The sequence below is a fragment of the Erwinia wuhanensis genome, assembly GCF_030484085.1.
Taxonomy (GTDB): domain Bacteria; phylum Pseudomonadota; class Gammaproteobacteria; order Enterobacterales; family Enterobacteriaceae; genus Erwinia; species Erwinia aeris.
Window position 1 is genome coordinate 86341 of the sequence record NZ_JAUJUH010000002.1, and the last position, 23239, is coordinate 109579.

At 54.7% G+C, this 23239-nt stretch carries 21 protein-coding genes and 3 tRNA genes; 4 read left to right on the forward strand and 20 right to left on the reverse strand.

The genetic code is table 11. The annotated features are described in order from the left end of the window. Window positions 1-2: 2 nt before the first annotated feature. Window positions 3-1469, reverse strand: coding sequence for a phospholipase D family protein (locus QZH36_RS04830; RefSeq protein WP_394149898.1), 1467 nt, complete (start codon window positions 1467-1469; stop codon window positions 3-5). 197 nt (window positions 1470-1666) lie between these two features. Between QZH36_RS04830 and QZH36_RS04835 the strand changes: the two genes are divergently transcribed. Further along, window positions 1667-2821: a beta-glucosidase gene (locus QZH36_RS04835; protein WP_301729744.1), complete on the forward strand. Its 1155-nt coding sequence runs from the start codon at window positions 1667-1669 to the stop codon at window positions 2819-2821. Here the strand turns inward: QZH36_RS04835 and QZH36_RS04840 are convergent. The 15 genes from QZH36_RS04840 to uvrY all read right to left on the reverse strand — a co-directional run bounded on the left by QZH36_RS04840 (window position 2796) and on the right by uvrY (window position 16710). Continuing rightward, complete coding sequence (locus QZH36_RS04840) at window positions 2796-2975, reverse strand: hypothetical protein (protein WP_125288648.1); 180 nt, start codon at window positions 2973-2975, stop codon at window positions 2796-2798. The genes QZH36_RS04835 and QZH36_RS04840 overlap by 26 nt on opposite strands. A gap of 27 nt (window positions 2976-3002) precedes the next feature. Further along, a complete protein-coding gene (locus QZH36_RS04845) occupies window positions 3003-3143 on the reverse strand; it encodes a hypothetical protein (RefSeq protein ID WP_301729745.1) in 141 nt (46 codons plus the stop codon). 512 nt (window positions 3144-3655) lie between these two features. Then, a complete protein-coding gene (locus QZH36_RS04850; RefSeq protein ID WP_301251174.1) occupies window positions 3656-4459 on the reverse strand; it encodes an N-acyl amino acid synthase FeeM domain-containing protein in 804 nt (267 codons plus the stop codon). Window positions 4460-4616: 157 nt separating this feature from the next. Then, the gene (locus QZH36_RS04855) at window positions 4617-5372 is read right to left on the reverse strand and encodes a YoaK family protein (RefSeq protein WP_253454640.1); all 756 of its coding nucleotides are present in this window, start codon (window positions 5370-5372) and stop codon (window positions 4617-4619) included. A 318-nt stretch (window positions 5373-5690) separates the two neighbouring features. After that, window positions 5691-7910, reverse strand: a complete 2220-nt coding sequence (locus QZH36_RS04860; RefSeq protein ID WP_301251176.1) for a TonB-dependent receptor — start codon at window positions 7908-7910, stop codon at window positions 5691-5693. A 139-nt stretch (window positions 7911-8049) separates the two neighbouring features. Continuing rightward, complete coding sequence (locus tag QZH36_RS04865; RefSeq protein ID WP_301729746.1) at window positions 8050-9441, reverse strand: efflux transporter outer membrane subunit; 1392 nt, start codon at window positions 9439-9441, stop codon at window positions 8050-8052. Further along, window positions 9438-10520, reverse strand: a complete 1083-nt coding sequence (locus QZH36_RS04870) for an HlyD family secretion protein (protein ID WP_301729747.1) — start codon at window positions 10518-10520, stop codon at window positions 9438-9440. Before QZH36_RS04870 ends, QZH36_RS04865 begins: the two co-directional genes overlap by 4 nt. Next, window positions 10517-12148: an MFS transporter gene (locus QZH36_RS04875; protein WP_301251306.1), complete on the reverse strand. Its 1632-nt coding sequence runs from the start codon at window positions 12146-12148 to the stop codon at window positions 10517-10519. The genes QZH36_RS04870 and QZH36_RS04875 overlap by 4 nt, the downstream gene beginning before the upstream one ends. A gap of 61 nt (window positions 12149-12209) precedes the next feature. Beyond that, window positions 12210-12641, reverse strand: coding sequence for a MarR family winged helix-turn-helix transcriptional regulator (locus QZH36_RS04880; protein WP_253454643.1), 432 nt, complete (start codon window positions 12639-12641; stop codon window positions 12210-12212). A gap of 521 nt (window positions 12642-13162) precedes the next feature. Next, a tRNA-Leu gene (locus QZH36_RS04885) sits at window positions 13163-13248 on the reverse strand. Window positions 13249-13260: 12 nt separating this feature from the next. Continuing rightward, window positions 13261-13334, reverse strand: a tRNA-Cys gene (locus QZH36_RS04890). Between the two features lie 42 nt (window positions 13335-13376). Then, window positions 13377-13452, reverse strand: a tRNA-Gly gene (locus QZH36_RS04895). Window positions 13453-13605: 153 nt separating this feature from the next. Continuing rightward, a complete protein-coding gene (gene pgsA / locus QZH36_RS04900) occupies window positions 13606-14154 on the reverse strand; it encodes a CDP-diacylglycerol--glycerol-3-phosphate 3-phosphatidyltransferase (RefSeq protein ID WP_253454644.1) in 549 nt (182 codons plus the stop codon). 71 nt (window positions 14155-14225) lie between these two features. Then, window positions 14226-16058, reverse strand: a complete 1833-nt coding sequence (gene uvrC / locus QZH36_RS04905; RefSeq protein WP_253454645.1) for an excinuclease ABC subunit UvrC — start codon at window positions 16056-16058, stop codon at window positions 14226-14228. Next, complete coding sequence (gene uvrY, locus QZH36_RS04910; RefSeq protein WP_253454646.1) at window positions 16051-16710, reverse strand: UvrY/SirA/GacA family response regulator transcription factor; 660 nt, start codon at window positions 16708-16710, stop codon at window positions 16051-16053. The genes uvrC and uvrY overlap by 8 nt, the downstream gene beginning before the upstream one ends. Window positions 16711-16947: 237 nt before the next feature. Between uvrY and QZH36_RS04915 the strand changes: the two genes are divergently transcribed. Then, entirely contained in the window at window positions 16948-17172 is a 225-nt protein-coding gene (locus QZH36_RS04915) for a DUF2594 family protein (protein ID WP_125288658.1), read from the forward strand. Between the two features lie 76 nt (window positions 17173-17248). Beyond that, window positions 17249-17587 (forward strand): GlpM family protein, encoded by a 339-nt coding sequence (locus tag QZH36_RS04920; RefSeq protein ID WP_253454647.1) that lies wholly within the window; start codon window positions 17249-17251, stop codon window positions 17585-17587. Here the strand turns inward: QZH36_RS04920 and QZH36_RS04925 are convergent. From QZH36_RS04925 to QZH36_RS04935, 3 genes are all read right to left on the reverse strand, one after another. Continuing rightward, a complete protein-coding gene (locus QZH36_RS04925) occupies window positions 17584-18189 on the reverse strand; it encodes an autoinducer synthase (protein WP_253461038.1) in 606 nt (201 codons plus the stop codon). The genes QZH36_RS04920 and QZH36_RS04925 overlap by 4 nt on opposite strands. 125 nt (window positions 18190-18314) lie before the next feature. After that, complete coding sequence (locus QZH36_RS04930) at window positions 18315-19061, reverse strand: autoinducer binding domain-containing protein (RefSeq protein WP_253454648.1); 747 nt, start codon at window positions 19059-19061, stop codon at window positions 18315-18317. Between the two features lie 643 nt (window positions 19062-19704). Continuing rightward, complete coding sequence (locus tag QZH36_RS04935; protein WP_253454649.1) at window positions 19705-20400, reverse strand: extensin-like domain-containing protein; 696 nt, start codon at window positions 20398-20400, stop codon at window positions 19705-19707. A gap of 267 nt (window positions 20401-20667) precedes the next feature. On the opposite strand from QZH36_RS04935, the gene cycA reads away from it, so the two are divergent. Beyond that, on the forward strand, window positions 20668-22059 hold the full coding sequence (cycA, locus tag QZH36_RS04940) for a D-serine/D-alanine/glycine transporter (RefSeq protein ID WP_253454650.1): 1392 nt from the start codon (window positions 20668-20670) through the stop codon (window positions 22057-22059). 285 nt (window positions 22060-22344) lie between these two features. Here the strand turns inward: cycA and rutR are convergent, their stop codons facing one another. Beyond that, entirely contained in the window at window positions 22345-22983 is a 639-nt protein-coding gene (gene rutR / locus QZH36_RS04945; protein WP_301729748.1) for an HTH-type transcriptional regulator RutR, read from the reverse strand. Window positions 22984-23239 lie beyond the last annotated feature (256 nt).

The window sequence follows — 23239 nt, forward strand, 5'->3', positions numbered from 1 at the left end:
TTTTATAACAGCCACTCTATAGGCAAACGCCAGACCAGCCGCACCAGCAGCCGCTGAATAAAACGCGTACCCGGCTCGTGACGATGAACGATCTCCTTATCGCCTTCTCCGGGATATTCCACCCAGTTTACCCTGCCCCATTTATCCAGCCGCAGCGTCCAGGCGCGGTCGCGGATCCGGCTGATAAAACGCTGATGGATGCTGGTGGCTAACGGTTCGCTTTCAATCACAAAACCCATTTCGGTATTGAGCATGGCCGAGCGGGGATCGAAATTAAACGAGCCGATAAACACCTTTTCACTGTCGACGCTAAAAGTTTTGGCGTGCAGACTGGAACCGGAGTTCCCGGTCAGGCCGCGATCGTGCGGCTTTTCACGTAGCCCGGTGTTAGGTTTCAGCTCGTAAAGCGTGATGCCGTGCCGCAGCAGCTTTTTGCGCCACTTGGCATAGCCTGCATGAACCACCGACACATCGTTTGCCGCCAGCGAATTGGTCAAAATCGCTATTTTTACGCCTTTTCTGACCAGCCCTAACAGCTGTGCCACGCCCGCGCGAGTAGGTACAAAGTAGGCGGAGATAATATCGAACTGCCGCTGGGGCTGGCCAATCACTTCTAACATACGCTGTGGCAGCAGCGTCGACGCTTTGGCACGGCCCAATCCCTTACGAGGATCGTCGCTGAGCAGGCGCGTTTTAGCCCAGGTAAGCGGCAGATCGCCCGCGGCCAACTGCGTAGTAAAGGAGGAGACTTCAATACGTTGCAGATAGCGTTTCACCTGCGGGTTATTCAGCCACTCGGCGGGCAGCGACGCCGCTGCGCGTTCAGCTTCATGCTCAATATCCACCACTTTACTGAAGGGCTGCACGGCATGGCTTTCCCAGTAACGTTCAAAGTCATCCGTTACCTCGTTCACTACCGGGCCGATAGCCATCACATCCAGATCGGAAAAGAGCGGTTCGTCGCCGGCGCCAAAGTATTCATCGCCTACGTTACGGCCACCCACGATGGTGACTTCCCGATCGACGGTAAAACTCTTGTTGTGCATACGGCGGTTAAGCCGGGCGAAATCGGTAAGATAGCCCAGCGCGCGCAGCGTACGAAACGAGAAGGCATTAAACAGCCGAACCTGAATATTTTTATGGCGGCTCAGCTCGCTTAGCGTGTGGTCCAGCCCCATCGTATTGTTGTCATCCAGCAGCAGCCGCACCTGCACGCCGCGATCGGCTGCCGCCAACACGGCGCTGAACAGCAGACGGCCGGACATATCGTCCTGCCAGATATAGTACTGAATATCCAGCGTGCGTTCGGCATTAGCCATCAGCTGATAGCGGGCGGCAAAGGCGTCCAGGCCCTCTTCCAGCGGATAAATGCCGCTGTGTTCAGGGTGACTCTCTACCAGAGAGGAAACGGCGCTCGTCAGCGACGCGCGCGCGGCTGGCTCATCTTCTGGCGCAAAAGCTTCAACCACGGTTCTTCCTTATTTTAACTTCCCGATATACAGGCGGTGAGGAACAATTCAGGCACTCTCTATTATTGTTCCAGTTATGGCAGATTGTCATGCGACTGTTCTGATAGCGGTGCGGCAGCAGTGATAAACATAGTCGTTAATACCAATTGGTCTAGACTTAGCGCATATCGCGCAGGCTTTGCTATGAGGAAAACGTCATGAGAGTAACGCATCCGCTGCCGTCTCAGAGGCGCGACCAGCCGCTGTTCAAAAGCTTTTTCCAGGGCAGTTTCGCCTGCTCCACCGCCTGTCGGGGCGAGGGAAAAAGAGTGGATCTGGTGATCAACAGCGGCCACGATATGCTGCTGGAGAAGGATTATGCACAGCTGGCGGCTAACCAGCTGCTCACCGCGCGCGACAGCGCCCGCTGGTATTTGATTGAAAAAACGCCGGGCGACTACGACTGGTCGACCTTTCTGCCTATGCTGCACGCCGCGGAAAACAACGGGCTGGAAATTATCTGGGAGCTGGCGCACTTTGGCTGGCCCGACGGCCTGGATATCTGGCAGCCGGCCTTTGTCGATCGCTTTGCCGCCTTTGCGCGTGCTATGGCTTGTCTGATGCGGGACGAAGGCTACGAGACGCCTTTTTTCACCCCGGTTAACCAGATTTCTTTCTGGGCATGGGCAGGCGCCGAAGCCGCGCTGTTTAATCCCGGCGTGACGGGCCGTGGCAAGGCGCTGAAGCAGCAGCTGGTCAGGGCTTCGCTTGCCGCGATGCGCGCTATTCGCGAAGAGCTGCCGGGCGCAAGATTTGTGCTGACCGATCCGCTGGTACATATCGCCACCCACGAAGCGTCAGCGGCCGCTCGCGAAGAGGCTCAGCGCCAGCACGACGCGCAGTTTGAGGCCTGGGATATGCTAAGCGGGCGGCTGATGCCCGAGCTGGGCGGCGATCCTTCGCTGCTGGATATTATCGGCCTTAATTACTATCCCGATAACCAATGGTATTTAAACGGCGATCCGCTTACGCCCGAACAGGCTGAATATCGCGAGCTGTCCAGCCTGCTGCTGGAGGTCTGGCAGCGCTATCAACGACCGCTGCTGATAGCGGAAACGGGCGCGGAAGGCGATAAGCGCGCGCCGTGGCTGCGAAACGTCGTAGCACAGGTCATGCAGGCCAGGGATCAGGGTGCAGATGTGGAAGGCGTTTCGATTTTTCCGGTGGTGGACTACCCTTCATGGGCCGACGATCGCCGCTCGCCGGGCGGGCTGTTTGGCCTGCCTGATGCCAACGGCAACCGCACGATTTGCGAGCCCTATGCGCTGGAGCTGCGCAGCCAGCATATCAGGATGAAGTCTTTAGGGGGATAACGGACGAGGGCGGCGCGCACTCCTGCAGTGGGTAAGGCACCGGCGTGCGCCGCACGTCTGACAGCCAGGTCAGCACAAAGATAACCGCCACGGCAATCAGCCCGGCGGCCAGCAATCCTGTGAGCGCCAGCAGGCGATCTTCGCGAGTGTCCATGCTCTTTTACCTCCATCCTGACAACCATTACGTCATTAATAACGTAACCAGTAGCACAAAGGTTATCAGCGTAAAGGAAGCGACTGCAAGCACCACAATAGCAAAATGGGCATCGTCAAGCTGGTGACGCGACTCGCCGGAAAGGCTTTCTTGCGTTGGTTCTGTCATGTTAATCACTGTCGGCTGGCCTGACACGCTGCCAGCCCTGCTCTGTTAAATACGCAAGGCACTCCGGGCAAAGCGTTATCGTTCTGACAAGGCAGCGCATAAATAAAATTTACGCTTTAGCGTCGCTGATTCCTTCAGGTGTCATACATCTGCCGCGCATAAAAAAGGGAGTGTATCATAATCCCTGCCTGGGGACGCAAAGATAAATAGCCTTATTTAATGCTACTATCGTCTCAATTTTGAACCCCGATTTTTATTTATCGATAATTAAGCTCACTTATAAAGCAATCCGCACGATAGTTTCATATTCGTTTAATAATAACAGGCATGCGCAATACGCCCCTCGCCAGCATTGAGACCTGAGTTTATTTTCAATGAAAATTAATAGCAGCAACAATAAATATCAACAGAGAAAGAAAGTCTTTATTTTCCCTGAGCGGCAACAGCGCCAGAAAAGCAAATGCATAAAGCATACGTAGTTATTATTGCAAATTCATTACTACTGGAATAATTTATAGATGGCAAAGATAGTGATAAAGCTCAGCGTCCTTTTTATCCAGGGTAAATTTGTTACACAGCCAGCTCTGATGGCAGGTTTTCTTGTATTCGGCCAGCAGGCCCAGCTCGTGTAATATCCTTATCCAGCCTCGGGTACCGTATTGCGGCTTTTCGTAAATTTTTTCCCGGATGGCCTTAACATCAACCCGTAGAAGACAGGTATGTATATTGCCGTAATCAGGATGGATTTTGGTTGCGCCAATCTGTTCAAACAGCAAGTTTCTGATATAAAAAGCAGCCACTTTTTCTCTGACCTGCACCACGATGTCGTCCACTTTATCCACAAAAATGGCGTACATCATCGTCTTCAGATAAAGCATAAACACCAGGTTTTCCGTGCCCGCATCGCTCTTAATGGAGAGCGCGCCGATTTCCGTCACCTGTCGATGCTGGAGATTAAGCGTCTGCAGCTCTTCGGCAAAAAGCTTACTGCACGGCAGTTTATTATTTTTCTCTCTGATAACGCCTATCGTGCCTAACACCCGATCGCCTTTACGAGCCAGCAACAGCGTACTGTTTTTATCGACCAGTCCTTCATTATAAAGAAACAGAGCGCGATTTTTTTTAACGAATCCTTTCTTTGCATACTCTTCTTTTATTACATCCATACCCTTAAGAAAATCAATAAAGCCGCCCGCAGGCGAGACATCAATGTCGTTATCCAGTGATTTACTAAAGTTACAGATCCTTAGCGTACCGCGATGGAGCACCCCATCGCGCACGGCCTTTTTCAGGATGGAATCCCTTATTAAAGTCATGTCTTACCTCTCAGAGCAGCAGCGTGTACTCATAAAATATAATAAAGTATTGGCGCATGAAAAGCTAAGAATAATCTGAAGTAAAACAGGAAGGAAATAAGACGGGCGTTTAAAAAAAGTGGAGAGTCGGCTTCCCTGCCGGCCAGATAATAAAGCTTTAAGACAGACGTATCTTATTTAGTCCGTAAACGTTTTTTTTAGCTCTGTGCAGCGTGACGGCGATTGCCCAAAGCGCCACGACCGCCAGGAACACGCCCAGCCCCAGCATCGCCACAAAGCCGGCGAATCTGAACAGCAGCAGGCCCACGATACAGCCGGTCAAAAAGGAAAAGACGGTGGTCAGATGGGTATAAAGCTGTTTCTGCTGAAAGCGGCGCTCGCTGTAAGAAACATGGCTGATAAAGGAAGAGACGAACGAGCCTAAGGCGATACCCGCATCCGTCAGCGTGCCGGTGATGTGTGTCGCCCTGACCCGCCCGTTGGAAAGCTGCGTGGACGTCGAGTTATGGATGCCCATCAGGAAACCCAGCAGCACCGATATTTCCTTGTTATTGCCCGGCGAATAGAAAGCCAGCTCAAAAACGGAGATCAAGGAGAGCACCACGCTTTCTGCCAGGATAATCAGGCAGAAAATGGTTCTGAAATTCTTTTTTAGTCCCGCCAGCACCATAAATCTTGCACAGACGGAGCCAATGACAAAAGCCGCGATCAGCACCGCCAGAAAAATCAGGCCTTGCATATCGGCGCTGAAAACTTCTGAGGAGATCTGCGAGGTGTTTCCTGTCATATGCGAGGGGAAAAAGCCAAACGCGCCCAGCGCCATAGCGTTCAAAATCCCTGCCGTGGTGGCCAATACTAACGCCAGGTAACGATCTTCCGTGTGGGACCTGACCTTCTTTTTCTTAATCAGCACATTGTTCACCATTGAGTTGCGTGGAAGGAAAAGAGATAACGTAGGGTCCTGACAGTAAAACAGAACAAGCTTTAGCTTTATATGGCGCTAAAAGACGTTACGGAGCCTGATAATTGTTCAGCCTCACTAAAGCTTAACGCACCTTTGTTAGACAAATGTAAATGTAGAGTAATGTTTCTTAATATTACCAGTAAGAACAATAAATTACAGATTAATCTGGAAAATTCAGCCGGGCTGCCGGTGAAAATTGAGACGGTTTAAAGCGAGACGCTCGTCCCTTTTTTGCAACGAACGCCTCGCGGATTTAGCAGGAAATAATCAGAAATCGTAGGCCATTGAAAGCTTAAGCTGGCGAGGGTTTCCTTGATAGATATAAGAGCCATAGCTTTCCACGCCCGACCAGTACTTCCTGTTGGTGACGTTTTCCACGCCCAGACGCCAGGTCATCTCGTTTTGCTGCACGCTTATGCGGTAGCGCAGCCCTAAGTCCAGCGTGGTGTAGCTGTTCAGCTTTTTGCTATTGGCGGCGTTGGCGTACTGCGAACCGGAATGCGTCACCCGCGCCAGCGCCGTCAGCCCTTCAACCGGTTTGATATCATATTCCGCGCCCAGCACCGTATAGAAGTTCGCCACGCCGATAGCGTTTTTCCCTTCGTAGAGGCCATCTTCCGTTTTGGTCATTTTTGGATCCAGCCAGGTGGCGCTACCGTTCAGCCGCACGCCGTAAACCGGTTCGCCGAAGAGATTCAGCTCCACGCCACGGTTGCGCTGCTCGCCGTAAAGCCCAAACATCTGCGTTTGCTGGTTAATAATGCCGGTTGGTTTTTTGATTTCAAACAGCGCCAGCGACCCGCCGAGACGACCGCTATCAAGCTTCACGCCCACTTCATTCTGTTTGGAAAGTGAAATACCGGTGACCTGTCCCGCGTTCTTTGCGTCGCTGGTGGCCGTGTCGCCCGGCTGCAGCGCTTCAATATGGTTAGCGTAAAGCGAAACCGTTTCCCAGGGTTTCACCACCAGCCCATAGCCCGGCGTCCAGCGCGATTGGGTAAAGCGCGAGTCGGTATCTTCGATCGCCGTGCCGTAAGCATAGTTACGCACCACCACCTTCTGATGCCGTACGCCTGCCGTCAGCAAAATCTTATCATCCAGAAAGCCGAGCGTATCAGCCAGCAGAACGCCCTGCGTACGGATCCGACTGGTGGGGCGAGGATCGTCAAGATCGCCGCCGAAATAGGTGTTGGCTGGCGCCGGTACGGCGGAGGTCTGATAGATATTGGTCGCCTGCGGCGTCAGCGCCATGCCATAGGCGGTTTTTTCACGTTTGGTCTGTGCCGAATAGCCGATGTTGACGCTGTGGCTGACGAAACCGGTGTGGAAATTACCGCGAACGCCGCCCATGCCGCTGAAGGCGTCGACATATTTATTGGTATCCATACGGCTGATGGTCGCCGATCCGTCTTCATCAAGCAGTTTCGGCGTACCGTAAGCGCCCATTTCGTGAGAGTGCTGGCCGCCCACGGCACCGTAAGCTGTCCAGCTGTCGGTGAGATCGTATTCCGCGCGCGCCATGCCAAATTCGCTTTCCAGGTTGCTGTAAACCCAGTTCTGGCTGTAGTTGCTGGTTGCGCGCGGCACGGCGGGAATAAAATCGACGCCGCTGACGTTAACGCCAATGCGCCCGCCGTGGAACGCCTGCTTCTGATAGCCAAGATCCAGCGAAGTGCGCAGCCTGTCGCCGCGATAGTCCAGTCCCAGCGAGGCTAATGTGGTGCGGCGCTTTTCGTTATCAATCGCCGTTTCACCTTCACGATGCAATACGTTGGCGCGCACGCCCCACTGGTTGCTGTCACCGAAGCGGCGTCCTACGTCCAGCGACGTCCCTGCCTGGGAAGAAGAGGTATAATCTACGCCCAGTTGAGTCAACGGCGCGTCTTCGGCATGTTTAGGCTCCAGGTTAATCATGCCGCCGACGCCGCTGGTGGCGGCACCATTAATCAGCGCGTTAGATCCCTTAAAGATTTCCACGCGATCCACCATCTGGGTAGAAACGACCTGACGCGGCATCACGCCAGGCAGCCCGCCGAAGGTCATATCGTCGCCGTCCAGATCGAAACCGCGAATGCGATAAGTTTCCGCAAAGTTGCCGTAGCCCTGCACGTTCTGTACCGAGGCGTCATTAGCAACCACATCCTTCAGCGTTTGCGCCTGCCGATCCTGGATCATCTTGCTGGTGTAGCCGATCACGTTGAAAGGCACATCATGCGCATTCTGCTCGCCAAGCATGCCCAGGCGGCCGCCGTTGGCGACCTGCCCTTCCAGATAAGCGGGCACCAGCTGGTCGCCGCCCGATTTGAAATTATCCGCGCCTGTGGCAATAACGGTCATGGTCTTGTCGGCCGGGACGTTGGCGGCGGCAGAGACTGTTTTTGCGGCGGCAGGCGTTTCTGCCGACATAGCTGGCATACCGGCGGACGCGATAAACGTCGCCAGCAACGTAAAATTGAAGCGGCGGTGAAACAGGCGTGTATGGGCCATGGCGGTTCCCTGATAGCAAGCTGAGTGATAATCATTATTATTCTGATTGCGATTATCTTTATAGCTACCGGGAATGCAAGCGGTAAACTCCACTTTTACCGCCACTTTAAGAGAAGTAATCCATTAGTTGCGCAGGGTTTTATCCGCTGCCAGCGTCTCCCGCCTGCCAGCCGCCGCCCAGCGCCCGATACAGATCTATCTGCGCCTGCAGTAAATTATTTTTTACCTGCACCAGGTTCAGCTGGGTGCTGAACAGCGTTCGCTGCGCGTCCAGCGCCTCCAGATAAGATGCGTAACCGTTCTGATAACGATTATTGGCAATATGCAGCGCTTCGCTCACTACCTGCTCCTGGGTTTGCAGCTCCGCGAGCTGCTCTTTATAGCGAGCAATAGCATCCAGATCGTTGTTCACCTCGCTGAAAGCGTTGCGCACCACCTTCTCATAGTTAAACAGCGCCTGATTGCGGCCCGCCATAGAGACATCGACCTGCGCCGTCAGCGCCTCGCGGTTGAGGATGGGCGCCAGCACGCTGCCGCCGATGCTCCAGAGCCGGAACGGATTATCCGCCAGCTGATGCAGCGCGGCGCTTTGCAGCGTGCCGCTGGCCGTCAAATTCAGCGAAGGCAGCAGGCGCGCTTTCGAGGAGGCCAGCGTGGCGTCCGCCGCCAGCAGCAGGCGCTGGGCCTGAACGATGTCCGGACGCCGCTGCAAAAGTTCGGAAGGCAGCAGAGAAGGCAGCTGCTGTGGAGCGACCTGCTTAAAACGGCCCTGTCGGGCGATTTCGCGAGGATTCATCCCCACCAGGATGCTGAGCGCATTTTCCTGCTGCGCAATCTGATGCCGCAGCACCGGGATCTGCGCTTTTGCCGTCTGGTATTCCGACTGCGACTGCACCCATTCCAGCCTGGAGGTATAGCCGGTTTCAAACTGCCGTTGCGCCAGCCGCAGCGAATTCTCACGCGTGGCGAGCGTCGCCTCCGTTACGCGCAGCTGCTCGTCCAGCGCCAGCAGCGTCATATAGCCAGAGGCCACCGAGCTGGCTACGGTCAACTCTGCGGCAGAAGACGCGGCCTGGATTGCCGCCAGCGAGGACTCAGCGGCCGCAATGTTGCTGCTGCGTGCGCCCCATAAATCCACCTCATAATTGGCCTGGAGCACCCCTTGAAATACGGCAGATTCATGGGGCTGGCCGCTGACCGACGAGAGCGCTCTGGCGTGGCTGGCGGAGCCGCCTGCGCTCAGCGTGGGAAAGTTATCACCCTCGGCCGCCCGCAGCTCAGCACGGTACTGATCGACGCGGGAGCGAGCGGTAAGGATATCCAGATTATGCTTCAGCGCCTGCTCAACCAGTACGTTCAGATCGCGATCGCCAAAGGCGCGCCACCATCCGGCTTCTACGGGTGAGGAAGGCCCGGCCTGATGGCGCCACTGCGCCGGAACGGGCAGCGATCCCGGCGCCTTTTCGACTTTGGTGGCGCAGCCGACGGGCAGCAGGATAACGATCAGCAGCGCCAGCGCCCGAGGCCTCATTTCGACTCTCCGGCGGCGGTATCGATATTCACCTCAACGGACATGCCGGGTCGCAGACGCTCTACTTTTTCGCTGGTAATGGCTATCCGCACCGGAATACGCTGGGCGATTTTGACAAAGTTGCCGGTAGCGTTATCCGGCGAAATCGCGCTGAACTCCGAACCGGCCGCAGGCGAAATATATTCAACTTTGCCCTGATACGTTTCGCCGTTCAGTGCATCGACGGTAAAGGTCACGGGCAGGCCAGGCCGGATATGCGCCATCTGCGTCTCTTTCATATTGGCAACGACCCACTTCTGCGGCGGCACCAGCGAGGTAAGCCGGGTGCCTGCCGCCACGTAAGCGCCCAGGCGAACGGCAATCTGCCCCAGCTGGCCGTCGCGCGGCGCGATAATCCGGGTATTGTCCAGATCGATCTGCGCCAGCTCCAGCGCGGCCTGCGCATTCGCCACATCCGCCTCCATTGAGGCATGGTTAACAATCGCGGTTTGCAGATCCTGACGGGAAACTTCCAGCGTGGCTTTCGCCTGCTGTACTTCGGCCAGCGTCTGGGCATTGCTGGCGCGGGAGGCGTCGCGCTCGCGCACGGACAGCGAGCCGTCAGACACCAGATTCTCGACGCGCTTTAAATCCAGCCCGCTTTTAAGCGCCTGAGCTTTGGCATTTTCCAGCACGGCCTGGTTGCGGGCGATCACCGCCTGCGCGCTGCGCCGCTGCTGGACGTTGTTCTCCAGCGCCGCCTTTTTGATCGCCAGCTGCGCCTGCGCCTGATGCACCCGCTGCCGGTAAATACGATCGTCAATGGTCATCATCACCTCGCCCTTACGCACCGGCTGGTAATCCAGCACGTTGACGGCGGTGACGTAGCCGCTGACCTGCGGACTGATAAACGTGACCTGGCCGCGCACGTAGGCGTTTTCCGTAGACTGAACTGAACTGGTGAAAGGCGGCAGCTGCCAGGCATAAAGGATCACCAGCACCCCGACCAGGGCAATGCCTGCGCCCGTCACTATAGAGATGATCCGTAGCCTGTTATTGCGTTCACGCTCGGCGAGCTGGCTCTGTTCCTGCTGACTCATTCATTCCTCATTATTTTATTCGCCTGCAGCATCTGCCTTTCCGCTTCCGCTTCGCGTTTGGCCTGCTGCCAGTTGAGATAGCGCAGCCGCGACAGACGCCACAGTACCCAGATTAATGTGACAAAGGCCATGCCGGCCGTAAGAAGATAGGTATCGTTGTAAGCCAGCACGTTTGCCTGCAGCGTAGCTACCGTCTGTAGCTGCGCCGTACTCTGCGCGCTGAGCTGAGCGGGATCGCCGATCAGGCTGTTGAACAGCCCTGAATATTGCGACAGCCGCTCGGTGACGTTGGGATCCAGCAGGGAGAGCTGGTCGCCCAGCAGGCTGGAGTGATATTTTTCCCGCCACACCTGAAACGTTCCCAGCAGCGCCGATCCGATCAGGCCGCCCAGATTCTGGCTCATGCCGAACAGCACCACCAGGCTGACCAGGTTTTTCGGCTGGGTCACTACGCTGCCGATATTCAGCAGCAGCGCGGGCGCAATAAAGAAGGTGCTGCTGAAACCCAGCAGGAACTGGCTGAAATACATATTGTTGCCGCGGGTCAAAGGACTGGACTGTGCGTCCATCAACGAGGCTACGATAATCAACAGCAGCGACACCACGATTGGCCAGCTAAGATGTTTAACATTGATGGTCAGCGCGCTGGTGGCGATGCCGGCAATCACCCCCAGCAGGATAGCCAGCGCCAGGCCCTGCATCTGATCGTTCAGCAGCCCGACCTGCTGTAAATAGCCAATAGCGCCGGTATTCTGCTCGGCCAGCGTGACGCGCAGCATCACCATCACGATGCCAAGACGGAAAATGGCACCGGTACGCAGCCAGCGCGTATTGATTAAGGGATTGCTGCGGTTATGTTCAAGCACCACGGCGGCAATCACCAGCACCAGCCCGAGCGCCAGACATACGCCCAGCCACGGCGTGCTGGTCCACCACTCAATGCGGCCCAGCGACAGCACGGCGCAAAACAGCGCCATACCCGGCGCCATCAGCATAAAGGTCAGAAAATCCTTCTTTTCAAACACCTTCATACGATCGCCCGGCGGCAGCTTCAGGATCAGCACCGCCCCCAGGCAGATCATCGCCAGCCCAAGCTCAAACAGGTAAAGACCACGCCACTGCTCCAGCTGCAACAGCTCGCTGGAAAAAAGGCGCGCCAGCGGGATAGCCAGCTGTGAAGCGCCCAGGCCGATAGCCATCGCTTTTAAGCGATGCTTTGCCGGCCAGGCCTGCACCTGATAATAAATGCCCAGCGAGCTAAGGGCCGCACCTACCATGCCGTGGGCGGCGCGCACGATAATCGCCGAGCTAAGATCGTTAACCAGCAGATGAAAGAAAGATACCAGCGCGTAAAGCACCAGGAAGGCTTCGGTAAAGGCGCGCAGACCATACTGCTGGCGGAATTTCACCAGCAGCAGGTTAATAGAAATGTTGCCCATCACGTAAACCGAAGGCAGCCAGGCTATTTCATTGCTGTAGGCGCCAAACACGCCCTGTAAATTGCTCAGATTCGCCGTAACCAGCGCATTACTCAGCGCGCCGGTAACGGAAATCAGCAGTCCGATCAGACCAAAGGCGATGCGTTTTGGCGTGGGATGGAGAGGTGTTGAGGGCGATCCGGGCAGCATCGGCTTTTCGCCTGGCGCCCATTCGCGCGGCGCGAAAGGATCGGGACGGTTAGCGCGCACGCTATTTCGCCTCGGTCGCTTTCAACAGTTTTTGCAGCACTCGCTGTGCGACGATTAATTCGTCGCGGCTGATGGTCGCCAGCAGCTCGTTACGCAGCTTTTCTATCTCGCCCGCCAGCTGCTGATGCAGGGCCGTTCCCGCTGGCGTAATGGCGACCAGACGTTTGCGGCGATCTTCCGGCGGCTGCGTTCGCACCACCAGCTGCTGTTTAACCAGCCGATCCACCAGCGGCACTATCGTCGCCTCTTCCAGGCCCAGCGCCAGCGCCAGCTCTTTTTGGCTGACGGGCGCGGTTTGCGTTGCCAGCGTCGCTATCGCCATCCAGCTGCTGGTGGTTAAACCATCTTCTTTCACACGACGATCGATCGCCTGCCGCCAGGCCTGAGCAGTCAGGTGAAGCAGCCGGGAAAAGGTGAGATCCTGAATATTCAATATATAGAAGCCTGATAATTAGGTTGCTAACAAAAAACAGAGCATGATTATAATCAAGGATCATAGTCGACAGAAAGCGGTTTGCCGTGGTCCTGGGAAAATTATCGCAAAACAGGCTCTGCGCCTGCACGGCAAGCCAGCAGCCCGCGATAAAGGTTTTTTGTTTCTGAAGAGCATTGACAGAATATAAAGCGAGGCGGCAGCGCCCCACCTTACCAGAGCGGTTTGAATAGTTGCGGTGCCGGATAGTCAGGAAAAAAGGGGTAACCATGTACGCATCATGATTTCAGACGGGGAATTTCAGGCGCAAAATATCGAACAAACTATGCGCTATGACAGAAAGGTTAAAATAGTTCCAGTGCCAGGTAATCAGGAAAAATGAATAGTCATGCACACACAAAAAAATGATGTCAGGCGGCATGTCAGGCGGGTATTTTCAGGCACAAAAAAACCGCCTTGCGGCGGCTTCACGACATTGCACAAAGTGCTTGTTTTATTTGTTTTAATCGGTAGTCAAAGCGTGGTGCCCGGGGCGGGACTTGAACCCGCACAGCCATAAGCCGAGGGATTTTAAATCCCTTGTGTCTACCGATTTCACCACCCGGGCATGGGTGTAAAGTGGAGGCGCGTCCCGGAGTCGAACCGAGGTAGGCGGATTTGCAATCCGCTGCATGGCCACTCTGCCAACGCGCCTTTATTCTGCTTTGCTGCCAGCGCTACGCTGACCGCTAAATCTGGAGCGGGAAACGAGACTCGAACTCGCGACCCCGACCTTGGCAAGGTCGTGCTCTACCAACTGAGCTATTCCCGCATTTTTCAGCGTTCTTAACAGAACTTGCTGATTTACTTTATCTTCTGGCGACTCAGCTGCCTTTCGATGCGTTGCATTCTACTGACTGGACGAAATGAGTCAACACAAATATCCGCACTTTTTTCTCGTTTGCTGCTTTTTAAATCGCATTGATCATCGTTCGAGCAGATCGCCGCGTGCCGCGCTCAAATACTGATACATCGACCAGAAAGTGAGGACGGCGGCCACGTAGAGCGCCGCCACGCCGATGCCTTCTACCAGGCGATCCGGACGCCACAGCAGCGCAAACAGCGCCAGCATCTGTGCCGTGGTTTTCACTTTGCCGATCCAGGAGACGGCCACGCTGCTGCGCTTGCCGATTTCCGCCATCCACTCACGCAGCGCCGAGATAATAATTTCCCGCGCGATCATCGTAGCCGCCGGTAGCGTAATCCACCATTCGTGGTAATGCCCGGCCACCAGAACCAGCGCAATAGCCACCATCACTTTGTCCGCAACCGGATCGAGAAACGCGCCAAAACGCGTAGTTTGTTTCCAGCGACGCGCCAGCCAGCCGTCGAACCAGTCGGTGATCGCCGCCACGATAAAGATCAGTGCGCAAACCAGCGGCGCCCATTCAAACGGCAGATAAAAAGCCAATACAAAGAAAGGGATCAACACGACACGAAGCAGAGTAAGTAAGGTCGGAATATTAAAATGCATAGGTACGCTAACTGTCTGGGCAGAGTAGAATTTGTCCCTATGTTCCTACAATGCCTTAGCCAACGCAATGCTTAGTGTTTCAGCGAATAAAAGATTTTCTCCGCCAGCGCCTGCGAAATGCCGGGCACCCGAGCAATCTCCTCGACCGAAGCGTTCATCAGCGGCTGCAGGCCGCCCATATATTTAAGCAGCATTTGACGACGTTTAGGCCCTATGCCTTCGATGCTTTCCAGCGCGCTGGTATTTTTAACTTTCGCCCGTTTATTGCGATGGCCGGTAATTGCATGATTGTGAGAGTCGTCACGAATATGCTGGATGACATGCAGCGCTGGCGAGTCGGACGGCAGAGAGAATCCCTCCCCTTCCGGCTCGAAGAACAGCGTTTCCAGCCCGGCTTTGCGATCGCTGCCTTTGGCCACGCCCAGCAGGATCGGCCGATCTTTATCCCAGCCGACATCCAGTTCCGCAAACACGGCTTTCGCCTGCGCCAGCTGGCCTTTGCCGCCGTCGATCAGGATCAGGTCTGGAATTTTACTCTCTTCCAGCTCTTTGCCATAGCGACGGCGCAGCACCTGATTCATGGCCGCATAGTCATCGCCCGGCGTAATGCCGGTAATGTTATAGCGCCGATATTCAGAACGCAGTGGGCCATTGCTGTCGAAAACCACACAGGAAGCCACCGTCTGCTCGCCCATCGTATGACTGATATCAAAGCATTCCATCCGTTTGATTTCCGGCAGATCCAGCACTTCACTTAACGCCTGTAAGCGTTGGTGAATAGTGGACTGCTGCGAAAGACGGCTAACCAGCGCGGTGCTGGCATTCGTTCTTGCCAGCTTCAGGTAGCGAGCGCGATCGCCGCGAGGATTGCTCTGAATGGAAACTTTTCTGCCGGCCATTTCGCTCAGCGACGCGGCTAACAGATCTTTTTCCGGCAGCGCGAAGTCCAGCAGAATATCAGCAGGCAGCGTGCGCGCCTGGCTGCCCTGTAGGTAGAACTGCCCGACAAACGTCTGCACCACTTCGGCGATATCGGTGCCGCCCGGCACTTTAGGGAAGTAGCTGCGGCTGCCCAGCACTTTGCCCTGACGGATAAACAGCACGTGCAGGCAGGCCATCCCGGCATCGAAAGCGACGCCGATAACATCCAGATCGTCGCCATTATTGGAAACGAACTGCCGTTCGGTTACGCGCCGTACCGCCTGGATCTGGTCGCGCAGCCGCCCTGCTTCCTCAAACTTCAGCGCCTGGCTGGCTTCCTCCATACGGCTAATCAGCTGCTTCAGCACCTGATCGTCTTTGCCGGACAGGAACAGCCGTACATAGTCCGTCTGTTGCGCATACTCTTCTTCGCTGACTAACCCCGCCACGCACGGCCCAAGGCAGCGCCCGATCTGATATTGCAGGCACGGGCGGGAGCGGTTGCGGTATACGCTGTTTTCGCACTGGCGGATCGGGAATATTTTCTGCAACAGCGACAGCGTTTCCCGCACCGCATAGCCGTTAGGGAAAGGCCCGAAATATTCGCCTTTGGCATGCTTGGCGCCGCGATGGCTGGCCAGACGAGGATGCTCATCCGCGCTGAGGAATATATAGGGATAGGATTTGTCGTCGCGCAGCAGGACGTTATAGCGCGGCTGATACAGCTTGATGTAGTTATGCTCAAGCAGCAGCGCTTCGGTTTCGGTATGGGTGACCGTCACGTCTATCTGATGAATGCTGGCGACCAGCGCTTCGGTTTTTCGGCTGCCCAGATTGCCACGAAAGTAGCTGGACAGGCGTTTTTTTAAATCTTTGGCTTTACCGACGTAGATAACCGTGCCGCCAGCATCATACATGCGATAGACGCCTGGCTGGCTGGTGACCGTTTTCAGGAAAGATTTGGCATCAAAAACATCATTCACTACTGGTTAACGACTCCGCATTGAACAGCCCGTGCCGGATAGCCAGATGCGTTAACTCGACGTCGCCGCTAATGTTCAGCTTGCTGAACATACGGTAGCGATAGCTGTTAACGGTCTTCGGACTCAGGCTAAGCTGTTCGGAAATATCTGCCACTTTCTGGCCCCTGGTGATCATCAGCATAATCTGTAATTCGCGTTCCGACAAACAATCAAAAGGCGACTCCGTTTTTTGCGGCTCGATCTGGCTGAGGGCCATCTGCTGGGCGATATCCGAGGCGATGTAGCGTTGTCCGGCGTTAACCTGGCGAATCGCGCTGACCACTTCCTGCGGCGCGGCGCCCTTGCTGAGATAGCCGGCCGCCCCCGCCTGCATTACCCTGGCGGGCAGCGGATTTTCAGTGTGGATGGTCAGCATAATGATTTTCACATCCGGGCTGTAGCGCACGATTTTCCGCGTTGCCTCAAGCCCGCCGATGCCGGGCATGTTCATATCCATCAGCACGACGTCGACATCATTGCTGCGGCACCACTTCACTGCGTCTTCGCCGCAGCAGGCTTCACCGACAACCTGAAAGCCTTTGATGTCTTCCAGAATGCGTCGAATGCCGGCCCGCACCAGTTCATGGTCGTCAACAAGAAGAACGCGTATCAAAAGGCCTCTCCAAATGGGTATTAACGGGGGGAAGGATCATTAACAGACCGTCGATTTTACCTCTTTTTGATTGCCGTTAGAACATAAATAAACGCCTGTTCCGCCGGGTGTTATTGCACGCCGTGCGCGCCAGGTGCCTGTATAGATGGGGTAAATATGATATACTCGTTACTTAATTGTATTATCAGCACCAAAAATCGCGCAGCCGATCCGTTAATAAAAAAACCAGGAGAAAACATGAGCGACACTGATTTTTCAACCAGTAAAGATACGCAAACTTTGGCCGAAGAGATGGCCTGCATGAAAGCGCTGGTTACATTTATGTTGAAAGGTATGGGCCAGGCCGATGCCGGTAAGGTAATTATTAACATGGAAAAATATATTGCTCAGCTGACGGATCGCCAGCAGGCGGACGTGTTCAGTAGCACGATTAGTCAAATTAAGCAGGCTTACCGCCAGTAATTGCCCGCAGCAAAGTAGCCCATTGTCTGCCGGTCAGCGTGGGGCTCGCTTAACTCACCAATGACTTAAGGGAACAATGGGCTTAATTTTTAAAGCTGTTTTGGGTGCGCTGGTTGTCGTTTTGATTGGTATTTTATCTAAAACGCGCAGCTATTATCTGGCTGGCCTGCTGCCGCTCTTCCCTACCTTCGCGCTGATTGCCCATTATATCGTAGCCAGCGAACGCGGCATTGAGGCCCTCCGCACCACCATCATCTTTGGTATGTGGGCCATCATCCCCTATTTTATCTATCTGCTGACGCTCTGGTATTTTGTCGGCATGATGCGGCTCCCCCTGGCGCTTGGTGGCGCCGTGGGGTGCTGGTGTCTGGCCGCATGGCTGTTGATTACGCTGTGGGCGCGCAGTCAGGCTTAAGCCTGACGTCCTCTGCCGCTCCAGCTGACGGAAACACCCAGCGTCGGCAGCACCTCTTCAGGGCTGAAACGGCGCGCGCCACGGAATTTTTCCGCCAGATTAGGCTGGTTAACCGGGATCCTGACGGCGAAAAGATTATCTTCAGACTGAATGACGCCTGCCGTTAACGGTTCATAGACCACCAGATGCTGTTCAAACATTCTTTCCAGCATTGGCGTAGCCGCGCTATAAAGGTATTCCACGCCCGACTGTTCGGCCAGCTGCACGCTGTGCCAGAGAATGCTAAGCGGTAGCTCGGGGTCAACATCCAGACGGGCAGAAAAACGCGACATTTCCCAGATAGCCTGCTGGCGCTTCTCTCCGCTTTCCCTGTCGTTCCACTCCATCAGGCGAGCGCAGCCGCAAATGCCTTGCTGTGCGGTCCAGGCGATTAACCAGACCACGTCCGAGCGGTCAAAGCGATCGTACTCCTGGCCAGGTGTACTTAACCGCGATGGAATCGACCATCCTTCGCCCCGCGCGAAAACGCTGTAGCGATAACTTCCTAATTCTGCCAGCAAAGACGAGGGCATGTCCCTTAGCTTGGTCTGGATAATCTTCATCATTAATCCTCTGTTGCATTCACCGCTGAATGCCTTTCCATGTGGCTCAGGCCTGGCAACCCCAGGCGCAGGGTAGACAACCGACCGGCAATACGAAACTACTAAAATTGGTAGCTATGATTCGTTTAAAGTAGCCCAATCGCAGCGGCATAAGAGGCCACCTGCGTTTTATTTGGCGCGTTGAACTTTCTTTGCATATTTTTCTGATGAAAATTCACAGTATGTGTTGAAATGGACAGGATCAGTGAGATTTCCGCTGCGGTTTTGCCTTCTGCTGTCCATTTGAGTATTTCTCGTTCCCGCTGGCTTAAAGGCATCGTCATTACGCTGAGCGAACGATCCTTTACGCGCTGTAAAGCATCAAGTATCCGGTCCGACAAAAACTGGAGTTTAAGTTGTTTTTCAGCGCATAACGCTGTCTTTTCAAAAGATTTACCCGAGGCCATCGACAAAATGCCCACAACGCGGTTGCTGGCTATCCTGGAGCAGGAAAACCCGGAACGAATACCAAACTCTTTAGCGGCATCGAACACTTTTCGTCCTTCCTTGACCACCGGATCGTTCCACAGCAGCAAAGTGCCCGGTACCTGGCAATAGCGAATGATCGGATCAACTTCCGAAAAATTTTCTTCCTGCCATTTTCGCACCCACCTTTCAGGATAGTTGGAAAAAACAAATATTTTAGGGCGAGTAAAAGGAACAGGATGGCGTATATATAGCGCATAGAAATTTAGCCCCAGATCCAGCGTGTGTTGGGCAAGCAATCGCATTATTTCAGTCGTATCTGTGACCTCAAGGAAAGCCGCCTCGGTTTCCTTACACCAGCTGAAATAGTTTCCAGTAGCCATTGCCGCCTCGGATGGATGAGGCATCAGCCCGCATCCTGCTGTAAATTTAGGGTCAATTCTGAATACCAGGTAATATAGGGGGAGAATTAACGCCCACTACTTATCCTTATGTCGCGGGATAATAACAAGAAAAGGTGCTCCTGATTGTCCGAAAATCGCAGGCATAGCAGTAACCTTTTAAATTAACAGAAAAATGCTGCGTGATTGCGCCTGGTGACGCCGGTAGCCGTAGCTATCCACTATCCACTATCCACTATCAGCCATCAGCCATCAGCCATCAGCCATCAGCCATCAGCCATCAGCCATCAGCCATCAGCCATCAGCCATCAGCCATCAGCCATCAGCCAAAAGGTTACCTTGTACCCGCCCGATGCCTCTTTTAAGAAACAAGAATAAGATTTTTCCTGGAAATATTCAATCATGCGCTTTTAAGGGTCGATTTTAAAGCCTGCTAAAAATTTATTGCTTAAAAGGAGGCACTTGCGGAAAATCAATTTGATACGACAGTATCAAATATTATAACCATCTGATTTACAGCAAATTAAAGCATTAAAGACAGAAATTTGTCTTTAGGATAATTATTAATTACGGCTGTAGTACGCCTTTTCTCCGCCCTCAATTGGCGACGACGCGCTTTTACCCGATCTGGAAATATGGCGCCGGCAGGTTACCGACAGACGCCAAATCCTCGCATGCCCAGATGAAAGTGCGAGGCGTGGGCGCGGTTGTAATCCGGGCCCAGTGAATTACCATACCAGGCGCAGCTTTGCTGGAAAACTTGCCGTAGCCAGAGCGCCTCGGGGCGCTGCTGTCCCCACGTCTTCTGCACGGTAATTTGTCTGCCATCCTGTAAGCGGAAACCCGCCACGTCCAGCGCTTCCGCCGTGGCATGTTCGCTTAGCCTGCCTGTGGCACGGTGATAAATATTTCTACAGGCGTAGCTGCCGACATGATCGATACGTGCCAGCGGTGAGCCGAGCTGCGCAGCCGCCAGTGGTTTTGCCGCCGTGATAAACATCGTGGTTGAGAGCGCCAGCGAGCAGCTGGCCAGAAACGAGGCGCTGAGACGCACATCGCCGAACCCCTGTACGCGCACCGGATCGGCAAGCGGACAATTTCCCCCAACGGGCCGGACGCGGCTGAAGCGGATATAGCCGCCTTCCTGCGCTCGCCGTAGTGCCGCCATACAGGCTTCGGGATCGTTTTGCAGCCGCTTTAGCTTATAGCGGGTGATCCAGCCCGGCGCGTCGGTGACGTTCAGCGGCGTAAAGGGGTTCCAGGCCGACGGCAGGTTTTTTTGCAGCCACGGCGTTATCAGCAACGTCAGCAGAATAATGATGCCTGCGCCAATCAGTGCTTTCATCATCTCCTCCCGTTCATGCCGCTCCGCCGGCCCGTTTTGTCGAATAATGAGTGTAGCGGCGTTTTTGTGCGATCGAACCAACTGTGAATAACTTTACCTGCCAGCCACGCGCTTTTACGTTAAGATTTGCGCCCTTAAGCGGAAAAACGATGTCGGCCTTATGCCGTTTTTTCCCGGAGAGCGCGGTAATACAACGAGTTGCCGACGCGCATTAACTAAATAACAGCCCTCAGAGCTGACACAACATCTACAGGATAACTTCTCGTTATGGTTGACCAATTGAAAAAGCCTCTTCAGGAGGAGGCGCCCGGCGAGCTGCGGCGCAACTTACATAACCGGCATATCCAGCTTATTGCAATCGGCGGCGCTATCGGCACCGGCCTGTTTATGGGGTCCGGGAAAACTATCAGTCTTGCCGGCCCGTCGATTGTTTTCGTCTATATGATCATCGGCTTTATGCTGTTCTTCGTGATGAGGGCGATGGGCGAACTGCTGCTCTCCAACCTTGAATATAAATCTTTCGGCGATTTTGCCGCCGATCTGCTGGGCCCCTGGGCGGGTTACTTTACCGGCTGGACCTACTGGTTCTGCTGGGTGGTCACCGGTATTGCGGACGTGGTCGCCATCAGCTCTTATTTCCAGTTATGGTTCCCCAGCTTCTCGGTCGGCATGAGCGCCCTGCTCTGCATCGCCGTTTTCCTGACGCTGAATATCGCCACGGTGAAACTGTTCGGCGAGCTGGAGTTCTGGTTCGCCATCATCAAGATAGTGGCCATTGTCGCGCTGATCGTTACCGGCATTGTGCTGGTCGCTATGCACTACCCTTCACCGGGCGGCGGCACGGCGGCGCTGAGCAATATCTGGGATCATGGCGGCCTGTTTCCAAAAGGAATGAGCGGCTTTTTTGCCGGCTTCCAGATTGCGGTGTTCGCCTTTGTCGGTATTGAGCTGGTAGGCACGGCGGCTGCGGAAACGCACGATCCGAAGAAAGTCCTGCCGCGCGCTATTAACGCTATCCCGCTGCGCATCATTATGTTTTATGTTTTTGCGCTGCTGGTGATCATGGCCGTTACGCCGTGGACGCAGGTCGTGGCCGACCGCAGTCCTTTTGTGGAAATGTTTATGCTGATTGGCCTGCCGGCGGCCGCCAGCATCGTTAACTTTGTGGTGCTGACCTCCGCCGCCTCTTCGGCCAACAGCGGTATTTTCTCCACCAGCCGTATGCTCTACGGCCTGGCGCAGCAGGGCGTCGCCCATCCACGCTTCGGCAAGCTGTCGCGGCGCGCGGTGCCGACTACCGGCCTTTTCTTCTCCTGCTTCTGCCTGCTGGGCGGCGTAGCGCTGATTTACCTGATCCCGAACGTGATGAAGGTCTTTACGCTGGTGACCACCGTCTCCGCGATCCTGTTTATGTTCGTCTGGTCAATTATCCTTTGCTCTTATCTGGCCTACCGCAAGCAGCGCCCGCAGCTGCATGCCGAATCCGTCTATAAGATGCCGCTGGGCAAGGTGATGTGCTGGATATGTCTGGCCTTCTTCGCCTTTGTGCTGGTGCTGCTCTCGCTACAGGAAGATACCCGCCAGGCGCTGATGGTGACGCCGCTGTGGTTTGTGATGCTCGGCATCGGCTGGTGGCTACGCCAGCGCAAACAGCGTTAATACCAAGAACGGGCCTTTACGGCCCGTTCTGACTGCTGACAAATCTAAATAGCGCATGCATCCTGGTGTTTTTTTACAGCAATCTGGCTGTTTCACAGCGGCAGAGGCTGAGCGGATAAGCGGACCGTTTTGGCGCATGGACGCGCCAAACGAGCCTACAGGGACGTATCTACGGCGTGTCCGTGTTCCGATCTGCCTCTGCCGCTTTTCACCAATCTGCAAGCGACCTGTTAGTTAAGGATAAGTTTGTCAACAATCTCAACGGGCCTTTACGGCCCGTTTTTTTTAGCGGACGCGGATACCTTCAATCACCATTCGCTGCACGTTTTCTACCGTTTCCAGGAAAAAAGCCTCGTCGTTGAGCGTACGTCCCGTGACGGCCTCAACCTGGCTGGCGAAATCCGCATAGTGCTGCGTGGTTGCCCACAGCATAAAAATCAGATGATGCGGCTCTACCGCCGCCAGCCTGCCCGCTTCTATCCAGCCTTTCACGATTCGTGATTTCTCATCCACCAGCGCTTTCAGGTCACCTTCCAGCTCCGCTTTCAGCAGCGGCGCGCCCTGTAGCATCTCCAGACAGAACAGCCGCGAGGCCTGCGGATGGTCGCGCGAGACTTCCAGCTTCAGCCGGATATAGTCACGTATAGCCACCAGCGGCTCCTGATCGCTGCGCAGCGCGCGCAGCGGCGCCAGCCAGACGTCCAGGATCTCCTTAAGCACGGCAATATAGAGCGCTTCTTTTGAAGGAAAGTAGTAAAGCAGATTGGTTTTTGAAACGTCTGCCCCTTCCGCCACCTTGTCCAGGCTGGTGCCGTGCAGACCATAAAGAGAAAACAGCTCAAGCGCCGCCGCCAGGATAGCCGTTCGCTTGGCGGCAACGGCTTTAGAACGCCGGGTCGGCGCGGGGGATTTTGCAGAATTCACCGTAACTCCATCCTTTAACCGGCGGGCGTCTTGCCACCGTGCACTTTTTTCGCTCACGTCCGCCTGCTTTTTGTGCATGAATTTTTACCAAATGGTCTGTTTCGGACCATATGCTCCACAATATTTTAACACAAATATCTCAACTGATTGAATCATAGCCTTTTTTATAAAGTGGCACAGCCTTTGCAATCTTTCTTTTGCGCCGCTCAACAGGGAGCAGGGAAGCAACGCAGCGCGGACTGTCACCGTTAACTAT

Excerpts from the sequence above, each read along its gene's own strand:
- QZH36_RS04835 (WP_301729744.1), top strand. The coding sequence starts at position 1,667 with ATGAGAGTAACGCATCCGCTGCCGTCTCAGAGGCGCGACCAGCCGCTG.
- QZH36_RS04840 (WP_125288648.1), bottom strand. The coding sequence starts at position 2,975 with ATGGACACTCGCGAAGATCGCCTGCTGGCGCTCACAGGATTGCTGGCC.
- QZH36_RS04845 (WP_301729745.1), bottom strand. The coding sequence starts at position 3,143 with ATGACAGAACCAACGCAAGAAAGCCTTTCCGGCGAGTCGCGTCACCAG.
- QZH36_RS04850 (WP_301251174.1), bottom strand. The coding sequence starts at position 4,459 with ATGACTTTAATAAGGGATTCCATCCTGAAAAAGGCCGTGCGCGATGGG.
- QZH36_RS04860 (WP_301251176.1), bottom strand. The coding sequence starts at position 7,910 with ATGGCCCATACACGCCTGTTTCACCGCCGCTTCAATTTTACGTTGCTG.
- QZH36_RS04865 (WP_301729746.1), bottom strand. The coding sequence starts at position 9,441 with ATGAGGCCTCGGGCGCTGGCGCTGCTGATCGTTATCCTGCTGCCCGTC.
- QZH36_RS04870 (WP_301729747.1), bottom strand. The coding sequence starts at position 10,520 with ATGAGTCAGCAGGAACAGAGCCAGCTCGCCGAGCGTGAACGCAATAAC.
- QZH36_RS04875 (WP_301251306.1), bottom strand. The coding sequence starts at position 12,148 with ATGCTGCCCGGATCGCCCTCAACACCTCTCCATCCCACGCCAAAACGC.
- pgsA (WP_253454644.1), bottom strand. The coding sequence starts at position 14,154 with ATGCATTTTAATATTCCGACCTTACTTACTCTGCTTCGTGTCGTGTTG.
- QZH36_RS04915 (WP_125288658.1), top strand. The coding sequence starts at position 16,948 with ATGAGCGACACTGATTTTTCAACCAGTAAAGATACGCAAACTTTGGCC.
- QZH36_RS04920 (WP_253454647.1), top strand. The coding sequence starts at position 17,249 with ATGGGCTTAATTTTTAAAGCTGTTTTGGGTGCGCTGGTTGTCGTTTTG.
- QZH36_RS04925 (WP_253461038.1), bottom strand. The coding sequence starts at position 18,189 with ATGAAGATTATCCAGACCAAGCTAAGGGACATGCCCTCGTCTTTGCTG.
- QZH36_RS04930 (WP_253454648.1), bottom strand. The coding sequence starts at position 19,061 with ATGCCTCATCCATCCGAGGCGGCAATGGCTACTGGAAACTATTTCAGC.
- QZH36_RS04935 (WP_253454649.1), bottom strand. The coding sequence starts at position 20,400 with ATGAAAGCACTGATTGGCGCAGGCATCATTATTCTGCTGACGTTGCTG.
- cycA (WP_253454650.1), top strand. The coding sequence starts at position 20,668 with ATGGTTGACCAATTGAAAAAGCCTCTTCAGGAGGAGGCGCCCGGCGAG.